The organism is Blastococcus aggregatus (genome assembly GCF_900221005.1).
GTDB lineage: Bacteria > Actinomycetota > Actinomycetes > Mycobacteriales > Geodermatophilaceae > Blastococcus > Blastococcus aggregatus.
The window spans coordinates 509,655-524,988 of record NZ_OBQI01000002.1; the positions used below are offsets into that span (position 1 = coordinate 509,655).

Genomic DNA, 15,334 nt, shown 5'->3' on the forward strand with positions numbered 1-15,334 from the left:
GTGAGCGCGGCTGAACTCGAGAACGCCGGGGAGCAGGTCCCCGACGACATCGACATCCACACCACCGCCGGGAAGCTGGCCGACTTCGAGCGGCGCGTCCAGGAGGCCCAGCACGCGGGGTCCGAGCGCGCGGTCGAGAAGCAGCACGCCGCCGGCAAGATGACCGCCCGCGAGCGGATCGAGGCGCTGCTGGACCCGGGCTCGTTCACCGAGTTCGACGAGTTCGCCCGGCACCGCTCCACCAACTTCGGCATGGACGCCAAGCGCCCGTTCGGCGACGGCGTCGTGACCGGCTACGGAACGGTCGACGGCCGCCCCGTGGCGATCTTCAGCCAGGACGTGACCGTCTTCGGCGGCGCGCTCGGCGAGGTCTACGGCGAGAAGATCGTCAAGGTCCAGGACTTCGCGATCAAGAACGGCTGCCCGGTCATCGGCATCAACGAGGGTGGCGGCGCGCGCATCCAGGAGGGCGTGGTCTCCCTCGGCCTCTACGGCGAGATCTTCCAGCGCAACGTGCACGCCTCCGGTGTCATCCCGCAGATCTCGCTGATCATGGGCCCCGCCGCCGGTGGGCACGTCTACTCCCCCGCGCTCACCGACTTCATCGTCATGGTCGACAAGACCAGCCAGATGTTCATCACCGGCCCCGACGTCGTGAAGACCGTGACCGGCGAGGACGTCACGCTCGAGGAGCTCGGCGGCGCCCGCACCCACAACACCAAGTCCGGTGTCGCGCACTACCTGGCCGAGGACGAGGCCGACGCGCTCGACTACGTCAAGGCGCTGCTCTCCTACCTCCCGAGCAACAACCTCGACCCGCTGCCGGCGCTGGACGTACCCCCGGTCGACGTCGTCCTGCCGGACGCGCTGACCGAGGAGGACCTCGAGCTCGACACGTTCATCCCGGACTCGGCGAACTCGCCCTACGACATGCACACCGTCATCGAGCACGTCCTCGACGACGGCGAGTTCCTCGAGGTGCAGCCGCTGTTCGCGCCCAACCTGCTGATCGGCTTCGGCCGGGTCGAGGGCCGGCCGGTCGGCGTCGTCGCCAACCAGCCCACCCAGTTCGCCGGCACGCTGGACATCGACGCCAGCGAGAAGGCCGCCCGCTTCGTGCGGACCTGCGACGCCTTCAACATCCCGGTGCTCACCTTCGTCGACGTCCCGGGCTTCCTGCCGGGCACCTCGCAGGAGTGGGAGGGCATCATCCGGCGCGGCGCCAAGCTGATCTACGCCTACGCCGAGGCCACCGTCCCGCTGGTCACCGTCATCACCCGCAAGGCCTACGGCGGTGCCTACGACGTCATGGGCTCCAAGCACCTGGGCGCGGACGTGAACCTGGCCTGGCCGAGCGCGCAGATCGCCGTCGTCGGCGCGCAGGGCGCGGTCGGGATCCTGTACCGCAAGGAGCTCGCGCAGGCCGAGGACCCGGACGCCCGCCGCGCAGAGCTGATCGCGGAGTACGAGGACACCCTCGCCAACCCCTACATCGCCGCCGACCGCGGATACGTGGACGCCGTGATCCCGCCCTCGCACACCCGCGTCCAGGTGACCAAGGCGCTGCGCGTGCTCGCCAACAAGCGCCAGACCCTGCCGGCCAAGAAGCACGGCAACATCCCGCTATGACATCGCGACCCTCCGGGCCGCACCGCGGCCAACTGCCGTCCCCTGAAGGCGGAGCGAGCCCGTCGTCCGATCCCGGAGACCCTTCGGGCCTCCACTCCGGACGACAGGACCAGGTTCCTCCTCTGCTGCGCGTCGTCAGGGGCGAGCCCTCCGCCGAGGAGCTCGCCGCGCTGACCGTCGTCGTCGCGGCGCTCTCGCAGCGCCGGGAGCGCAAGCGCCCGGTGCCGGTCGGTGCGTGGGCGTCCTACGGGCGCAGCCACCGCCGTCCCGTCCAGGCCGGTCCGGGCGGCTGGCGCGCGGCCGGGAGCCCGGCATGAGCGTCGACCGCCGGCTCGTCCTGGCCTCGGCGTCCCCGGCCCGGCTGTCGCTGCTGCGCCAGGCCGGTCTCGCGCCGGAGGTCGTGGTGAGCGACGTCGACGAGTCCGCCTATGCCGCTCCGCGGGTGGCCGAGCAGGTCGCGCTGCTCGCGGCGGCCAAGGCCGCCGCCGTGGCGAAGCGGGAGACCGACGCGCTCGTCATCGGCGCCGACTCGCTGCTGGAGTTCGGCGGCAAGCCGCTGGGCAAGCCGGCCGACGCCGCCGACGCGCGGGACCGCTGGCGCCGGATGTCCGGCCGCTCCGGCGTCCTGCACACCGGCCAGGCGCTGTTCGACGTCCGCGACGGCGCCGTCACCAGCCGGGACATCGCGGTCGCCTCGACCGTCGTCTACTTCGCCGAACCCACGCAGCCGGAGATCGAGGCCTACCTCGCCACCGGCGAGCCGCTCGCCGTGGCCGGCGCCTTCACCCTCGACGGTCTGGGCGCCCCGTTCGTCCGCCGCGTCGAGGGCGACCCGGCCGCCGTCGTCGGGCTCTCGCTCACCGTGCTGCGCACGCAGCTGGCCAAGCGCGGCCTGGCCATCACCGACCTGTGGCGACGCTGAACCACCGTTCCACCCCCATTACAGTCCGACCGGTCCACAGACGAAGGAGAGTCCGGTGCAGAAGGTCCTGATCGCCAACCGCGGTGAGATCGCGGTGCGAGTGGCGCGTGCGTGCAAGGACGCCGGTCTCACCAGCGTGGCCGTCTACGCCGAGCCGGACCGCGACGCGCTGCACGTGCGCGTCGCGGACGAGGCGTTCGCGCTGGGCGGCACCACGCCCGGCGACTCCTACCTCGTCATCGAGAAGATCCTCGACGCCGCCAAGCAGTCCGGCGCCGACGCGATCCACCCCGGGTACGGGTTCCTGTCGGAGAACGCCGACTTCGCCCAGGCCGTCATCGACGCCGGGCTGACCTGGATCGGCCCCTCCCCGCAGGCGATCATCGACCTCGGCGACAAGGTCGCCGCCCGCCACATCGCCATGAAGGCCGGCGCTCCCCTGGTGCCCGGCACCAAGGACCCGGTCGGCGGCGCGGACGAGGTCGTCGCCTTCGCGAAGGAGCACGGCCTCCCCGTCGCCATCAAGGCCGCGTTCGGCGGTGGCGGTCGCGGTCTGAAGGTCGCCCGCACCATCGAGGAGATCCCCGAGCTGTTCGACTCCGCCGTGCGCGAGGCCGTCTCGGCCTTCGGTCGCGGCGAGTGCTTCGTCGAGCGGTTCCTGGACAAGCCCCGGCACGTCGAGGCGCAGGTGCTGGCCGACACCCACGGCAACGTGATCGTCGTCGGCACCCGCGACTGCTCCCTGCAGCGGCGCAACCAGAAGCTCGTGGAGGAGGCGCCCGCGCCGTTCCTCACCGACGAGCAGCGGGCCCGCATCCACGAGTCGGCGAAGGCCATCTGCAAGGGCGCCGGCTACCACGGTGCCGGGACCGTCGAGTACCTCGTGGGCACCGACGGCTCGATCTCCTTCCTCGAGGTCAACACCCGCCTGCAGGTCGAGCACCCGGTCTCCGAGGAGACCAGCGGCCTGGACCTGGTGCGCCAGCAGTTCCGCATCGCCGACGGCCTGCCGCTGGAGATCACCGAGGACCCCGAGCCGCGCGGTCACAGCATCGAGTTCCGGATCAACGCCGAGGACGCCGGCCGCAACTTCATGCCGGCCCCCGGACCGGTGGACCGGCTGGAGGTCCCGCAGGGACCCGGCGTCCGCTGGGACTCGGGCGTGGAGACCGGCGGCGAGGTCGCCGGCGCGTTCGACTCGATGCTGGCCAAGCTCATCGTCACCGGCGCCACCCGCGAGGAGGCCCTGCAGCGGGCCCGCCGCGCGCTGGACGAACTGGTCGTCGAGGGCATGCCCACGGTCATCCCCTTCCACCGCGCCGTCGTCCGCGACGAGGCGTTCACCTCGGAGCCGTTCACCGTGCACACGCGGTGGATCGAGACCGAGTGGGACAACCAGGTGCCGCCGTACGACGCCGCGCCGTCGGAGGCCGACGAGGCCGCTCCGCGGCAGACCGTCGTCGTCGAGGTCGGCGGCCGCCGGCTCGAGGTGTCGCTGCCCGCCGGGCTGGCCGCCGGTGGCGGTGCTGCCGCGGGCGCCCCGGCCAAGCCCCGCAAGCGCGGTGGCGGTGGCGGCGGCTCGGGTGCCTCGGGCGACTCCCTCACCTCGCCGATGCAGGGCACGATCGTCAAGGTCGCGGTCGAGGACGGCGCCACCGTCGCGGCCGGTGACCTGGTGGTCGTCCTCGAGGCGATGAAGATGGAGCAGCCGATCACCGCGCACAAGGCCGGCACCGTCACCGGCCTGTCGGCCGAGGTGGGCGCCTCGGTCACCAGCGGTGCGGTCATCTGCACCATCGCCGACGCCGCCGAGTAGACCCCAGCACGCACCAGGAGGCCGGATCCGCGCTCGCGGATCCGGCCTCCTGTCGTCGTACGGGGGCTCAGCGCAGGCGGAGCCGACGAGCCCGCCGGACCACCAGCAGCGTCGCGCCGGCCAGCCCGGCGCCGGCCACCGCCACGATCAGCGTCCCGGTGGGCGTCGAACCCGACGCCGGCGCCAGCGTCGCGGCGGCGGGCTGGACCGAGCCCGGGCCGGGCGTCTGCGGCAGGGCCGGCGGCACCGCGGGGGTTCCGGCCGCCGTGGCCTCCACGGCCGAGCCGACGATGCTCCCGCCGGCACGACGGGCGGTGCCGGCCAGGACACGGCCCGCGCCCGGCTCCCGGGGAGCCGCCGCAGCGGTCTCCGCCGCCGGGGCGACGGGCAGCACGGAGATCGCGGCGCCGCCGTCGTCGAGCGAGCGGACCGTGACCGTGAAGTCCCCGCCGGACAGCTCCACCGGCACGCCGACGGGCAGCGCGGCCTGCAGGTCGGCGTCCCAGCCGGCCGCCGCCGTCGGCGTCCCGTCGAGCAGCACCGCGGTGTCGGGGAACTCGGCGGCGCGGCGCAGCAGCACGCCGGTCTCCAGGCGGTACCGGTTGTCCTCCGGGCGGCCGAGCCAGGCGTCCCGGCCGGTCGCGGTGCGGTACTCGACCCAGTAGGCGGTGCCCTCCGCGTCGACGAGCCGGAGCGCGCGGGTGCCGGTGCGGCCCGCCATCGGCGCCAGGACGACGTCGAGCGGGCCGTCGAGCACGCCGACGTCGTGGGTCGAGCCGGCCGGCAGCGCGCCGAGCAGCGCCGCCTGGGGAGCGCTCAGCGAGCCCAGCTCCCGCCAGGAGACGCCCATGACGTCGTACAGGTCGCGGTAGCCGGCGGTGCGGCAGTCGCCGGCCTCGACCGCTCCGTCGCACTGCAGGGCCGAGGAGTGGCTGAGCCCGAGGTTGTGCCCGAGCTCGTGGGCGATGACCGACGCCAGGCGGTCGCGGACGTACAGCCGGCCACCCGAGGAGGGACCGCTGCCGACCTCGGCGAGGGCGTAGGAGCAGCCGGGCTGGTCCGCCGTCCGGCTGCTCAGGTGCAGCATCAGGTGCTTGCCGGGGCCGGCCTCGAAGCCGACGGCGGCGGCCGCCTCGTCCCAGAGGGCGGTGGGGTCCGCGCAGCCCGCGGCGGTGCTGATCCAGTCGTGGGCGGCGGCCACCCCGAACCGCACGGCGCCGCCGGTCTGCTCCGACCAGAACGCCGAGACGGCGTCGTCGACGAGGCCGGCGACGTCCTGCGCCGTGACGCCGGCATCCGGCTGCGTGCCGGCCGGCGCGACCAGGACGACGGTGACCGCGTTCGTGACCGTCCCGCGCACCGGCGGCGCGATCTCGGCCGGCGTGACCGAGCCGGTGCTCAGCACCTTCTGGGCCGGGTCCAGCCCGTGCTCGACGACGCCCTCGTCGCGCACGTCGCCACCGACGGTGAGCTCGACGGTCGCACCGGCGGGCACGCCGGTCAGGTCCGCGGTCGGCACGCGCACCGCGCCGTCGGCGGTCTGCACCCAGCTCAGCGGGGCGGCCGCCGCGTCGTGCGCATCGTGCTCCCCCTCCGGGCCCTCCTCGGCCCAGGCCTGCACCAGCCGGCCGACGACGGCCGTGCCGGCCGGCTCGTCGGCGTGCGCGACCGCGGCGAGCGGGCCGGCCGTCGTCCCGGCGACCACGCCGGCGACCAGGAGGGTGCGCAGCAGGGCGGCGGGACGGCGGGGAGCACGGGGAGCGGACATCCCCCCGTTCATCGGCGGGACCCGCGCGCGTCGGCACCGTCAGCGACGGATCAAGCCGAATCCGGCGTCACACCCGTCCCGGCCGCCCCGCAGCCCTCGCGCGCACCCGCAGCCGCGGGTCAGGCCAGGTGGTCGGCGCCCATCAGCCGGCGTCCCGCCTCGGTGATCGACCCCGAGAGCGAGGGGTAGATCGCGAACGTCTGGGCCAGGTCGGCGACGGTCAGCCCCTTCGTCACCGCCAGGGCGATGGGGAGGATCAGCTCGGAGGCACCGGGCGCCACGACGACCCCACCCATGATCACGCCGGTCGAGCGGCGGGCGAACAGCTTCACGAAGCCGTCCCGCAGGTCGCTCATCTTCGCGCGGGCGTTCGTCGCCAGCGGCAGCCGGACGACGTCCACATCGGTGTACTCGGGCAGGCTCTGCTCCTGCACGCCCACGGTCGCGATCTCCGGGTGGGTGAACACGTTCGCCGCGACCGTCTTGAGCTTGATCGGCGTGACGGCCTCGCCGAGCGCGTGCCACATGGCGATCCGCCCCTGCATGGCCGCCACCGACGCGAGCTGGAACACGCCGGTGACGTCGCCGGCCGCGTACACGCCCGGCACCGACGTCCGCGACACCCGGTCGACGACGACGTGACCGGCCTCGGTGAGCTCGACGCCGCAGTTCTCCAGGTTCAGGCCACCGGTGTTCGGCACGGTGCCCACCGTCATCAGGGCGTGCGACCCCTCGACCGCCCGGCCGTCGGTGAGCTCGACGACGACGCCCTTCTCGCTGCGCCGGACCGCGGCCGCCCGCCCGCGCTCCAGGCGCCCGCCGCGGGACTGGAAGACCTCCTCCAGCACCTCGGCGGCGTCGGAGTCCTCGCCCGGAAGCACCCGGTCACGGGAGGAGACGAGGGTGACCGGCACGCCGGCCTCGAGGTAGCCCGAGGCGAACTCCGCCCCGGTCACGCCCGAGCCCACGACGACGAGGTGCTCGGGCATCGCGACGAGCTCGTAGACGTCGCGCCAGTCGAGGATGCGCTCGTGGTCGGGCTCGGCGCCGGGCAGCACGCGCGGGTCGGCGCCGGTGGCGATGAGGACGACATCGCCCTCGAGCTCCTCGGCGACCCCGCCGTCGGTGTCGAGCACCTGGACGCGGTGCGCGGCGAGACCGCGCACGTCATCGGTGAGCCGGCCCTGCCCGGCCACGATGCGGACGCCCTCGGCGATCAGCCGGGAGTGGATGTCGGCGGACTGGGCGACGGCGAGGCCCTTGACCCGCTGGTTCACCGCGGCGAGGTCCAGGCCGACGGCGGCGGGCTCCGCGCCGTGCACGCCGAGGACGGCGGAGTCGTGCACCGACGTCATGGCGCCGGCGGCGGCGATCAGGGTCTTGGACGGGACGCAGTCGGTCAGGACGCTGGCGCCGCCGATGCCGTCGCGCTCGATCACGGTGACCTGGGCACCGAGCTGTGCGGCGACCAGTGCGGCCTCGTAGCCGGCCGGTCCACCGCCGATGATGACGATGCGGGTCATGGATCCTTCTTCGGGTGTCGGACGGACGTCGCAGTCATTGTCCCCGCCCGGCAGCGGTCCGGCGTCAGCGCCGCCCGGCGGCGTCGCCCCCGGGGTTCACCGGCCTGGCCGAGGGCGCGGGCTCGCGGCGGATGCGCCAGACCGCGGAGACCGCCTCCACGGCGATCCCGGTGTTCATCTTGGACTCGCCGAGCTCGCGGTCGCGGAAGGTGATCGGCACCTCCACGACGCGGGCGCCGGCCTGCAGCGCGCGGTAGGTCGTCTCGATCTGGTAGCCGTAGCCGTTGGCCTCGAAGGAGTCGACGTCCAGGCGGGCCAGCAGCTCGGTCCGCCAGGCCTTGAAGCCGCCGGTCAGGTCACGGGTCCGGGTGCGCAGGACGGTCCGGGCGTAGAGGTTGCCGATCCAGGACACGGTCCGGCGGCTCCACGGCCAGTCGGCCACCTCGCCGCCAGGCACGTACCGCGAGCCCAGGACCAGGTCGGCGTCCTCGATCGCGGCCAGCAGGGCGTCGATGGCGCGCGGGTCGTGCGAGCCGTCGACGTCCATCTGGACGATGACGTCCCACCGCCCGGCGGCCAGCGCCTGCTTGAAGCCGGCGACGTAGGCGGTGCCCAGGCCCAGCTTGCCCGAGCGCTCGAGCAGCTCGACCCGTCCGGGGTGCTCCTCGGCGAGAGCCCGCACGAGATCGCCGGTGCCGTCCGGGGAGCCGTCGTCGACGACGAGGACGTCGGGCGCGGAGGGTCGGGCGAGGACGGCCTCGACGTGCTGGCGCACGTTGTCCGCCTCGTTGTACGTCGGCGTGACGACCAGGACGCGCACGGTCTGCCTCTTCTCTCCCGGAGCGGGGGCGGATGTCATGGGGTGACCTCGGCGGGCTGCGGACGGCGGAGCCGGCGCACGAGCACGTGGACCAGCCCGGCCGCGACCGCCACCCCCACGACGACGAGGACGATCTGGTCCGGGCCCGGCCGCTCGTACAGGGCCAGCACCGGGTGCCCGCCGGGCAGCACGGTGAACAGCAGCACCACCGACCAGAGCACCACGACGAGGCGTTCGGCCGCGACCCCGGCCGCCGCGAACAGCATCGTGGGCCAGATCAGGTACCAGGGCCAGACCACCGAGCCGGTGAGGATCACCGTCAGGGCGATCCACGAGGTGACGCGGACCAGCCCCCAGCGGCGCAGCCGGGTCAGGAAGAGCAGGCTCAGGACGACGGCGACGACGATCCCGGCCTGCCGGGCGCCGTCGATCGGCGGGTCGTCGACGTCCAGCGTGAACGCCAGCGCCGTCGTCGGGGTGAGCGCCTCCAGCGCGCGCCCCGGGGTGTCGAGGTTGCCGAGGAAGGCCCATCCCCAGCCCGAGAGCTGGACCGACAGGGCGAAGGTCCCCGCGCCGAGTGCGCCGGCCAGGACGAGAGCCCGGATCCGGGCGGGCCAGCCGTCCTGCCGCTGCGCCCAGTCGACCCCGATCACGAGGACGGCGAGCAGCGCGGTGGCCTTGATGCCACCCGCGGCCACGCACAGCAGGATGCCCAGCAACGGCCGGTCCAGGAGCGCGAGCAGCAGCCCCGGGAGCAGCAGGGCGAGCATCAGGGCGTCGTTGTGGTTGCCCGAGACCAGGTGCAGCAGCACCAGCGGGTTGATCGCACCCAGCCACATGGCGACGGCGGGGCTGCCGCCCAGGCGTGCGGCGATGCGGCAGACCATCAGCGCGCACACGGCCCAGCCGGCGACGCAGAGCGCCCGCACGGCGACCAGCACCGGGAGCATCCGCTCGTCGAAGAGCCACGACAGGCCGCTGAGCAGGGCGACGAACGGCGGGCTGTAGGGCGTCGGGCTGAACCGCCAGAAATCCTCGGCGCCGCGCACCGACTCGACGTTCCCGAGCACCCCGGGGCCGTACTCGAACGGGTCGACGCCTGCCTGCACGGCGGCGCCGATCGCGGTGTAGAACCACGGGTCCCCGGTGAACAGCGGCGGTCCGATCACCAGCGGCACGGACCAGACCAGGCCGACGACCAGCAACCACCGGGCGCGGACCCCGCGGCGCAGCGCCAGCCCGACCAGCAGCCAGGCGACCGCCCACGCCCCCAGGGCCGCGGAACTCCACCACCGCGCCGCCTCGAAACCGAGCGCGGCGGGGGTGAGGTCGGGGTTGTCGTCGTAGAACCACAGGTGCGGTGCCCGGAGGTGCTGCCCCAGGCTGTTGCCGGCCACGGCGAGGTAGGTCGTGCCCGCCAGGCCGAGCAGCGCCCCGGCCACGAGGAGGACGACGGTCCCGACGCCGGCGCGCGCCGGCCGCTCGGGAGCGGCGGTCGTCGCTGCGGGCGACGCCGCACCGGCCACGCTCGTGCTGACGGTCATCTCCCGACTGCTCCCGTTGGACCGACTCTGCCCCGACACCACGTCGGCCCGCCGACGGAGGCAGGAGCGCTGAGACTAACGCGCGGCAGCGGGGTCCCGTCATCCCAGCGTCGGTCGGTGGCCCCCGGCACAGGTACGCCGTACGAGCGTGTCGCCCCGGTGTGCATAACAGTGCGTGAGAACCTAACTCCTGACCGTGGTCGCGGGTGCCTCGCCACCTGACTCCGGCGCCGCGTACGCACAGGTCGGCGTCACGATCTGACAAGGACTTCGCTCATGCTCACCAGTCGACGCGCCGGCCGCCTCGCCATCTGCGCCTCCCTCACGCTGCTGGCCGCCTGCTCCTCCTCGTCCGACGAGGCCTCCTCCGGGTCGCCGCTCTCGACGGCTCCTCCCGGCACCTACGGGGTGCCGCTGGACACCACGGCGCCCGACCCGACCGAGGTCGCCACCGACCCGGCGCCGAGCACCGCCCCCACGCCGACCGACGGCGCGCGCGGGGAGGCCACGGTCCAGATCACCTACTACGGCTGGAACCCCGGCAGCAGCGTGGTGGAGGTCGGCGGCTTCGTCCCCTTCCTGGTCGAGGACGGCGGCACCTGCACGCTCACCCTGACCCAGGGATCGGCGAGCGCCACCGTGACGCGGGAGGCCACGCCCAACGTCAGCAACACCGCGTGCGGTGAGCTGGTCGTGCCCGGCGACCAGCTGGCCCCCGGCACCTGGAGCGCGGTCCTGGCCTACGAGTCGGACAGCTCCACGGGTGCCACGGAGGCGGTCGAGGTGCAGGTCCCGTGACCGCCGCACTCTCCCGTCTGCTGGTCACGCTGGGGCTGATCGCCGCCGTCGTCGGCGCGGTGCTCGTGGCCCCGGTGGCCACGAGCTCCCCGACCGCACCCGCGCAGGCCGCGGACACGCGGTACTTCGACCCGGGCAACATCATCAGCGACGCGGTGTTCTTCGACGGGCTCGCCATGGACGCCGGCGCGATCCAGGACTTCCTGAACCTGCGGGGCGCCGGCTGCACCGTCGGCGCCGACGGCAGCCCGTGCCTCAAGAACTACCGGATGAACACCACCGACCGCGCAGCCGACAGCCTGTGCGGCGGCTACCGGGGTGCCTACAACGAGAGCGCAGCGACGGTCATCGCACGGGTGGCCGCCACCTGCCAGGTCAACCCGCGGGTGCTGCTCGTCCTCCTCCAGAAGGAGATGGGGCTGGTCACCACCACCAACCCGACCGCCAAGAAGTACGAGCGCGCCGCCGGCTACGCCTGCCCCGACACCGCCAACGGCGGGTGCGACCCGACCTACGCCGGACTGCAGAACCAGCTGTACCGCTCGGCCTGGCAGTACCAGCGGTACGCCGCCGTCCCGGGCAACTACCAGTACAAGGCCGGTCGCAACAACATCATCGGGTGGCACCCCAACAGCGGGTGCGGCAGCTCGACGGTCTACATCGCCAACCAGGCGACCGCGGGCCTCTACATCTACACGCCCTACCGCCCGAACCAGGCGGCGCTCAACGCCGGGTACGGCACCGGCGACGGCTGCTCCTCGTACGGCAACCGGAACTTCTGGAACTACTTCACCGACTGGTTCGGGTCGACGCAGTCCTCGGAGGGCGCGGCCCTGTACGCGAAGTACCAGAGCCTCGGCGGCCAGAGCGGCAGCCTCGGCACCGTCCAGTCCCCCTACCTGTGCGGCCTGGCGAACGGCGGCTGCTACCAGGTGTTCCAGAAGGGCGTCATCTACTGGACCCCGGGCACCGGCGCCTGGAGCGTCACGGGCGCCATCCAGGACAAGTGGGGTGGGCTCGGCCGGGAATGGGGAACGCTGGGCTATCCCCGCTCCGATGCGAACTGCGGCCTGGGCGGCGGCGGCTGCTACCAGGTCTTCGAGCGCGGGACCATGTACTGGACCGCGACGACCGGCGCCTTCGCGGTGCACGGCCTCGTCGGGAGCAAGTGGATCTCGACCGGGGCCGAGAACGGGACGCTCGGCTATCCCGTGGGCGACCAGGGCTGCGGGCTGCGCGACGGTGGCTGCTACCAGGCCTTCCAGTACGGCCTCGTCCACTGGACCTCCGGGACCGGGGCGCACGTCGTGGCGGGTGACATGGGCGCGAAGTGGAGCGCGCTCGGCCGCGAGAACGGCGCGCTCGGCTATCCGGTCATGGACCGCGCCTGCGGTCTGGTCGCCGGCGGCTGCTACCAGATCTTCCAGTTCGGCACCCTGTACTCCGCTCCCGCCACCGGCACGTACGTCGCCAAGGGCGGCATCGGCTACACCTGGATGCGAGGAGGCGCCGAGAACGGTCCGCTGGGCTACCCGGTCGCCGACGAGACGTGCGGGCTCCCCGGAGGCGGCTGCGCCCAGGACTTCGAGCGCGGCAGCGTCTTCTGGTCCCCTCCCACCGGCGCCCACGTGGTGAGCGGCCTCACCCGGGACAAGTACAACGCCGTCGGCCGGGAGCGCGGCTTCCTGGGCTACCCCACCACGGAGATGGCGTGCGGGCTCGTCCGCGGCGGCTGCTACCAGGTGTTCCAGTACGGGACCACGTACCAGTCACCCGTCGGCACCTACATCGCCAAGGGCGGCCTCGGCCACACCTGGATGCTGCTGGGCGCGGAGAACGGCTCGATGGGGTACCCGGTGGCCGACGAGTTCTGCGGCCTGCGCGAGAACGGCTGCTTCCAGGTGTTCGAGAACGGCTCGGTGTACTACGCGCCGGCCTTCGGCGCCTTCCCCGTCGACGGGCCCATCCGCGACGCCTGGCTGGCCCAGGGCGCGGAGAACGGCTGGTGGGGCTACCCCACCGGCAAGCCCCAGGGCACCGCGGACGGGACCACCCAGCGCTTCGAGCGCGGCACGGCCACCTGGACCACCAGCACCGGCACGGTGACCTTCGGCTGAGGCCGCCGGCACCTGCACCAGCCGCCGTCGACGGGCTGCTGGTGCAGGTGTGACGGAGGGGTCCGACGCGTCCTCGCGCGCTGCCGGAGAACGGCGCCCTCGTGTCACACTCGACGCACACTCGTCGTGACGCACGGTGAGTGGCGCGGGGGTCGCACGAGTCGCACCGCGCCGTCAGCCGCCCTCCGCGCGCGACCGCCGGTCCCGCGCTGCGGGTGGCGTCCGCACAGCTGCTGAGGAAGTCGATGACTGCACAGATCCTGGACGAGCGCGGCACCGCGCGGATCTCCGGGCTCCCCGGACTCCCGTCCACGGCCGGGACGGGGGACACCTCCTTCCGCGCCGACATCCAGGGCCTGCGCGCGGTGGCGGTCGGCCTGGTCGTCCTCTACCACGCAGGTCTCCCCTGGCTGCCGGGCGGCTTCGTCGGCGTCGACGTCTTCTTCGTCCTCTCGGGCTTCCTCATCACCCAGGGACTCGTGGCCGAGCTGGAGCGCCGCGGCACCATCTCGCTGGCCGGCTTCTACGCCCGTCGCGCCCGGCGGATCCTCCCGGCGGCGGCCGTGGCACTCGCCGGGACCGCGGCGCTCACCGTCGCGTTCCTGCCGGAGCAGCGGTGGCTGCAGGTGGCCCAGGACCTCATCCAGAGCTCGATCTACCTGGTCAACTGGGACCTCGCCGACCGGGCGGTCGACTACTCGGCGCGCGACCAGGCCTCCTCGCCGCTGCAGCACTTCTGGTCCCTGGCCGTGGAGGAGCAGTTCTACCTCGTCTGGCCGCTGGCGATCCTCGCCGTCGTGGGCCTCGTGCGCCTGGCCCGCCGCGGCCGCCCCCGGCCCGCCGGATCCGCCGGGCTGTCGCGGCTGCACCTGGTGGTGCCGCTGCTGCTCATCGCGGTGCCCTCGCTCGCCTGGTCGGTCTCCCTGTCGGCGACCGACCCCGGCCGCGCGTACTTCGTGACGACGACGCGCATGTGGGAGCTCGCGCTCGGGGCGGCGCTCGCCGTCGTCCCGGTCGTCGCGCCCGCGAGCGCCCGGCTGAGCCAGGCCGTGGGCTGGGCCGGGCTGGCCGCGATCGTCTATGCCGCGGCGACGTTCGACGACGCGACCGTGTTCCCCGGCTCGGCGGCGCTCCTGCCCACCCTCGGGGCCGTCGCCGTGCTGTGGTCCGCGCTCTCCGGGGACGCCCGCCGCCAGAACCCGCTGCTGCGCACGCGCCCGATGACCTGGGTCGGGAGCCTCTCCTACTCGCTCTACCTCTGGCACTGGCCGGTGCTCATCATCGCCGCGGCCCAGACCGTCGACGGCGACCTGCGGCTCCGCTGGGGTCTGCTGCTGGTCACGGCCTCCGTCGTGCCGGCGTGGCTGAGCCTCCGGCTGGTGGAGCGCCCCCTGCTCTCCTCCCCCGCGCTGCGCCGCTCCAGCAGCCAGGCCCTGCTCGTGGGAGCTGTGTGCACCCTGGTCGCCCTCCTGGCGGGCTTCGGCCTGCGGAACCACCAGCAGGTCACCGCCGCGGAGGTCGTGACCCCCGCCTTCGACCCGTCGGTGACGCCCGGGGCCAACGCGCTGCGCTGGGACCCGGCCAACGGCACCCCGCGGGACTCCTTCCCCGTGATCTTCCCGGCCCCGACCGTGGCGTTCGGTGACGTGCCCGTCCTGGACGGGCACGAGTGCGTCGTCGACCTCGGGTCGGTCGCGGCGAACCCCTGCTCGTTCGGGAACCTGGACGGCGAGACGACGATCGCGCTCGTCGGGGACTCGCACGCCGACCAGTACGTCCCGGCCATCGAGGTGGCGGCGATCGAGCGCGGCTGGCGGCTCGACGTCTACACCCGTGGCTCCTGCCCGTTCAACGCCCTGACCGTCGACAACGAGGGCGCCCCGAACATCCCGTGCGACGCCCACAACATCAACGTCACCGCCGCGCTGCTCGCGGATCCGCCGGACGCCCTGCTGGTCACCGGGAGCCGCTACGCGGTCTCCCTCCCCGACCGCCCGGTCCCGTCCCTCGAGGAGAGCAAGCCGTTGCTCGCGGAGGGCTACCGGGACGCCTGGGCGCCGTTCGTGGCCGCCGGCATCCCGGTGGTGTCCATCCGCGACACCCCGCGCCCGGACGTGCTGGTCCCCGAGTGCATCGCGGAGCACGAGGACGAGCTGAGCCGGTGCGCCATGGACCGCGACGAGATCCTGTGGGCGGACGGTCCGGAGGTGACCGCGGCGACCGGCACCCCCGGCGTCGAGCTGCTGGACCTGACGCGGTGGATCTGCCCCGACGACACCTGCCCGGCCGTGATCGGCGGCGTGGTCGTCTACCGCGACGGCAACCACCTCACGGCCACCTACGCCCGCAGCCTCGGCTCGATGGTCTCCGACGAGCTGGCCCCGCTCCTGGGCTGAC

At 73.7% G+C, this 15,334-nt stretch carries 11 protein-coding genes; 7 read left to right on the forward strand and 4 right to left on the reverse strand.

Translation table 11 applies throughout. From position 1 onward, the window contains the following. The 4 genes from CRP29_RS08155 to CRP29_RS08170 are packed head-to-tail and all read left to right on the forward strand — an operon-like array spanning position 1 to position 4,367. On the forward strand, positions 1–1,629 hold the full coding sequence (locus CRP29_RS08155; protein WP_097194532.1) for an acyl-CoA carboxylase subunit beta: 1,629 nt from the start codon (positions 1–3) through the stop codon (positions 1,627–1,629). Beyond that, entirely contained in the window at positions 1,626–1,946 is a 321-nt protein-coding gene (locus CRP29_RS08160; protein ID WP_097194533.1) for an acyl-CoA carboxylase subunit epsilon, read from the forward strand. The genes CRP29_RS08155 and CRP29_RS08160 overlap by 4 nt, the downstream gene beginning before the upstream one ends. Then, positions 1,943–2,551, forward strand: a complete 609-nt coding sequence (locus CRP29_RS08165) for a Maf family protein (protein WP_097194534.1) — start codon at positions 1,943–1,945, stop codon at positions 2,549–2,551. The genes CRP29_RS08160 and CRP29_RS08165 overlap by 4 nt, the downstream gene beginning before the upstream one ends. A gap of 55 nt (positions 2,552–2,606) precedes the next feature. Further along, positions 2,607–4,367, forward strand: coding sequence for an acetyl/propionyl/methylcrotonyl-CoA carboxylase subunit alpha (locus tag CRP29_RS08170; protein ID WP_097194535.1), 1,761 nt, complete (start codon positions 2,607–2,609; stop codon positions 4,365–4,367). A gap of 67 nt (positions 4,368–4,434) precedes the next feature. Here CRP29_RS08170 and CRP29_RS08175 read toward each other — a convergent pair whose 3' ends face one another. The 4 genes from CRP29_RS08175 to mptB form a co-directional block, all read right to left on the reverse strand. Then, positions 4,435–6,135 (reverse strand): reprolysin-like metallopeptidase, encoded by a 1,701-nt coding sequence (locus tag CRP29_RS08175; protein ID WP_097194536.1) that lies wholly within the window; start codon positions 6,133–6,135, stop codon positions 4,435–4,437. Between the two features lie 119 nt (positions 6,136–6,254). Beyond that, positions 6,255–7,658 (reverse strand): NAD(P)H-quinone dehydrogenase, encoded by a 1,404-nt coding sequence (locus tag CRP29_RS08180; protein ID WP_097194537.1) that lies wholly within the window; start codon positions 7,656–7,658, stop codon positions 6,255–6,257. A 64-nt stretch (positions 7,659–7,722) separates the two neighbouring features. Beyond that, positions 7,723–8,517: a polyprenol monophosphomannose synthase gene (locus tag CRP29_RS08185; protein WP_097194538.1), complete on the reverse strand. Its 795-nt coding sequence runs from the start codon at positions 8,515–8,517 to the stop codon at positions 7,723–7,725. Next, a complete protein-coding gene (mptB, locus tag CRP29_RS08190; protein ID WP_097194539.1) occupies positions 8,514–10,022 on the reverse strand; it encodes a polyprenol phosphomannose-dependent alpha 1,6 mannosyltransferase MptB in 1,509 nt (502 codons plus the stop codon). The genes CRP29_RS08185 and mptB overlap by 4 nt, the downstream gene beginning before the upstream one ends. Positions 10,023–10,298: 276 nt before the next feature. Between mptB and CRP29_RS08195 the strand changes: the two genes are divergently transcribed. The 3 genes from CRP29_RS08195 (at position 10,299) to CRP29_RS08205 (ending at position 15,333) form a co-directional block, all read left to right on the forward strand. Further along, complete coding sequence (locus CRP29_RS08195; protein WP_097194540.1) at positions 10,299–10,820, forward strand: hypothetical protein; 522 nt, start codon at positions 10,299–10,301, stop codon at positions 10,818–10,820. Further along, on the forward strand, positions 10,817–12,937 hold the full coding sequence (locus CRP29_RS08200; protein WP_097194541.1) for a hypothetical protein: 2,121 nt from the start codon (positions 10,817–10,819) through the stop codon (positions 12,935–12,937). Before CRP29_RS08195 ends, CRP29_RS08200 begins: the two co-directional genes overlap by 4 nt. A 245-nt stretch (positions 12,938–13,182) precedes the next feature. Beyond that, positions 13,183–15,333, forward strand: coding sequence for an acyltransferase family protein (locus CRP29_RS08205; RefSeq protein ID WP_141437089.1), 2,151 nt, complete (start codon positions 13,183–13,185; stop codon positions 15,331–15,333). Position 15,334: the final 1 nt, after the last annotated feature.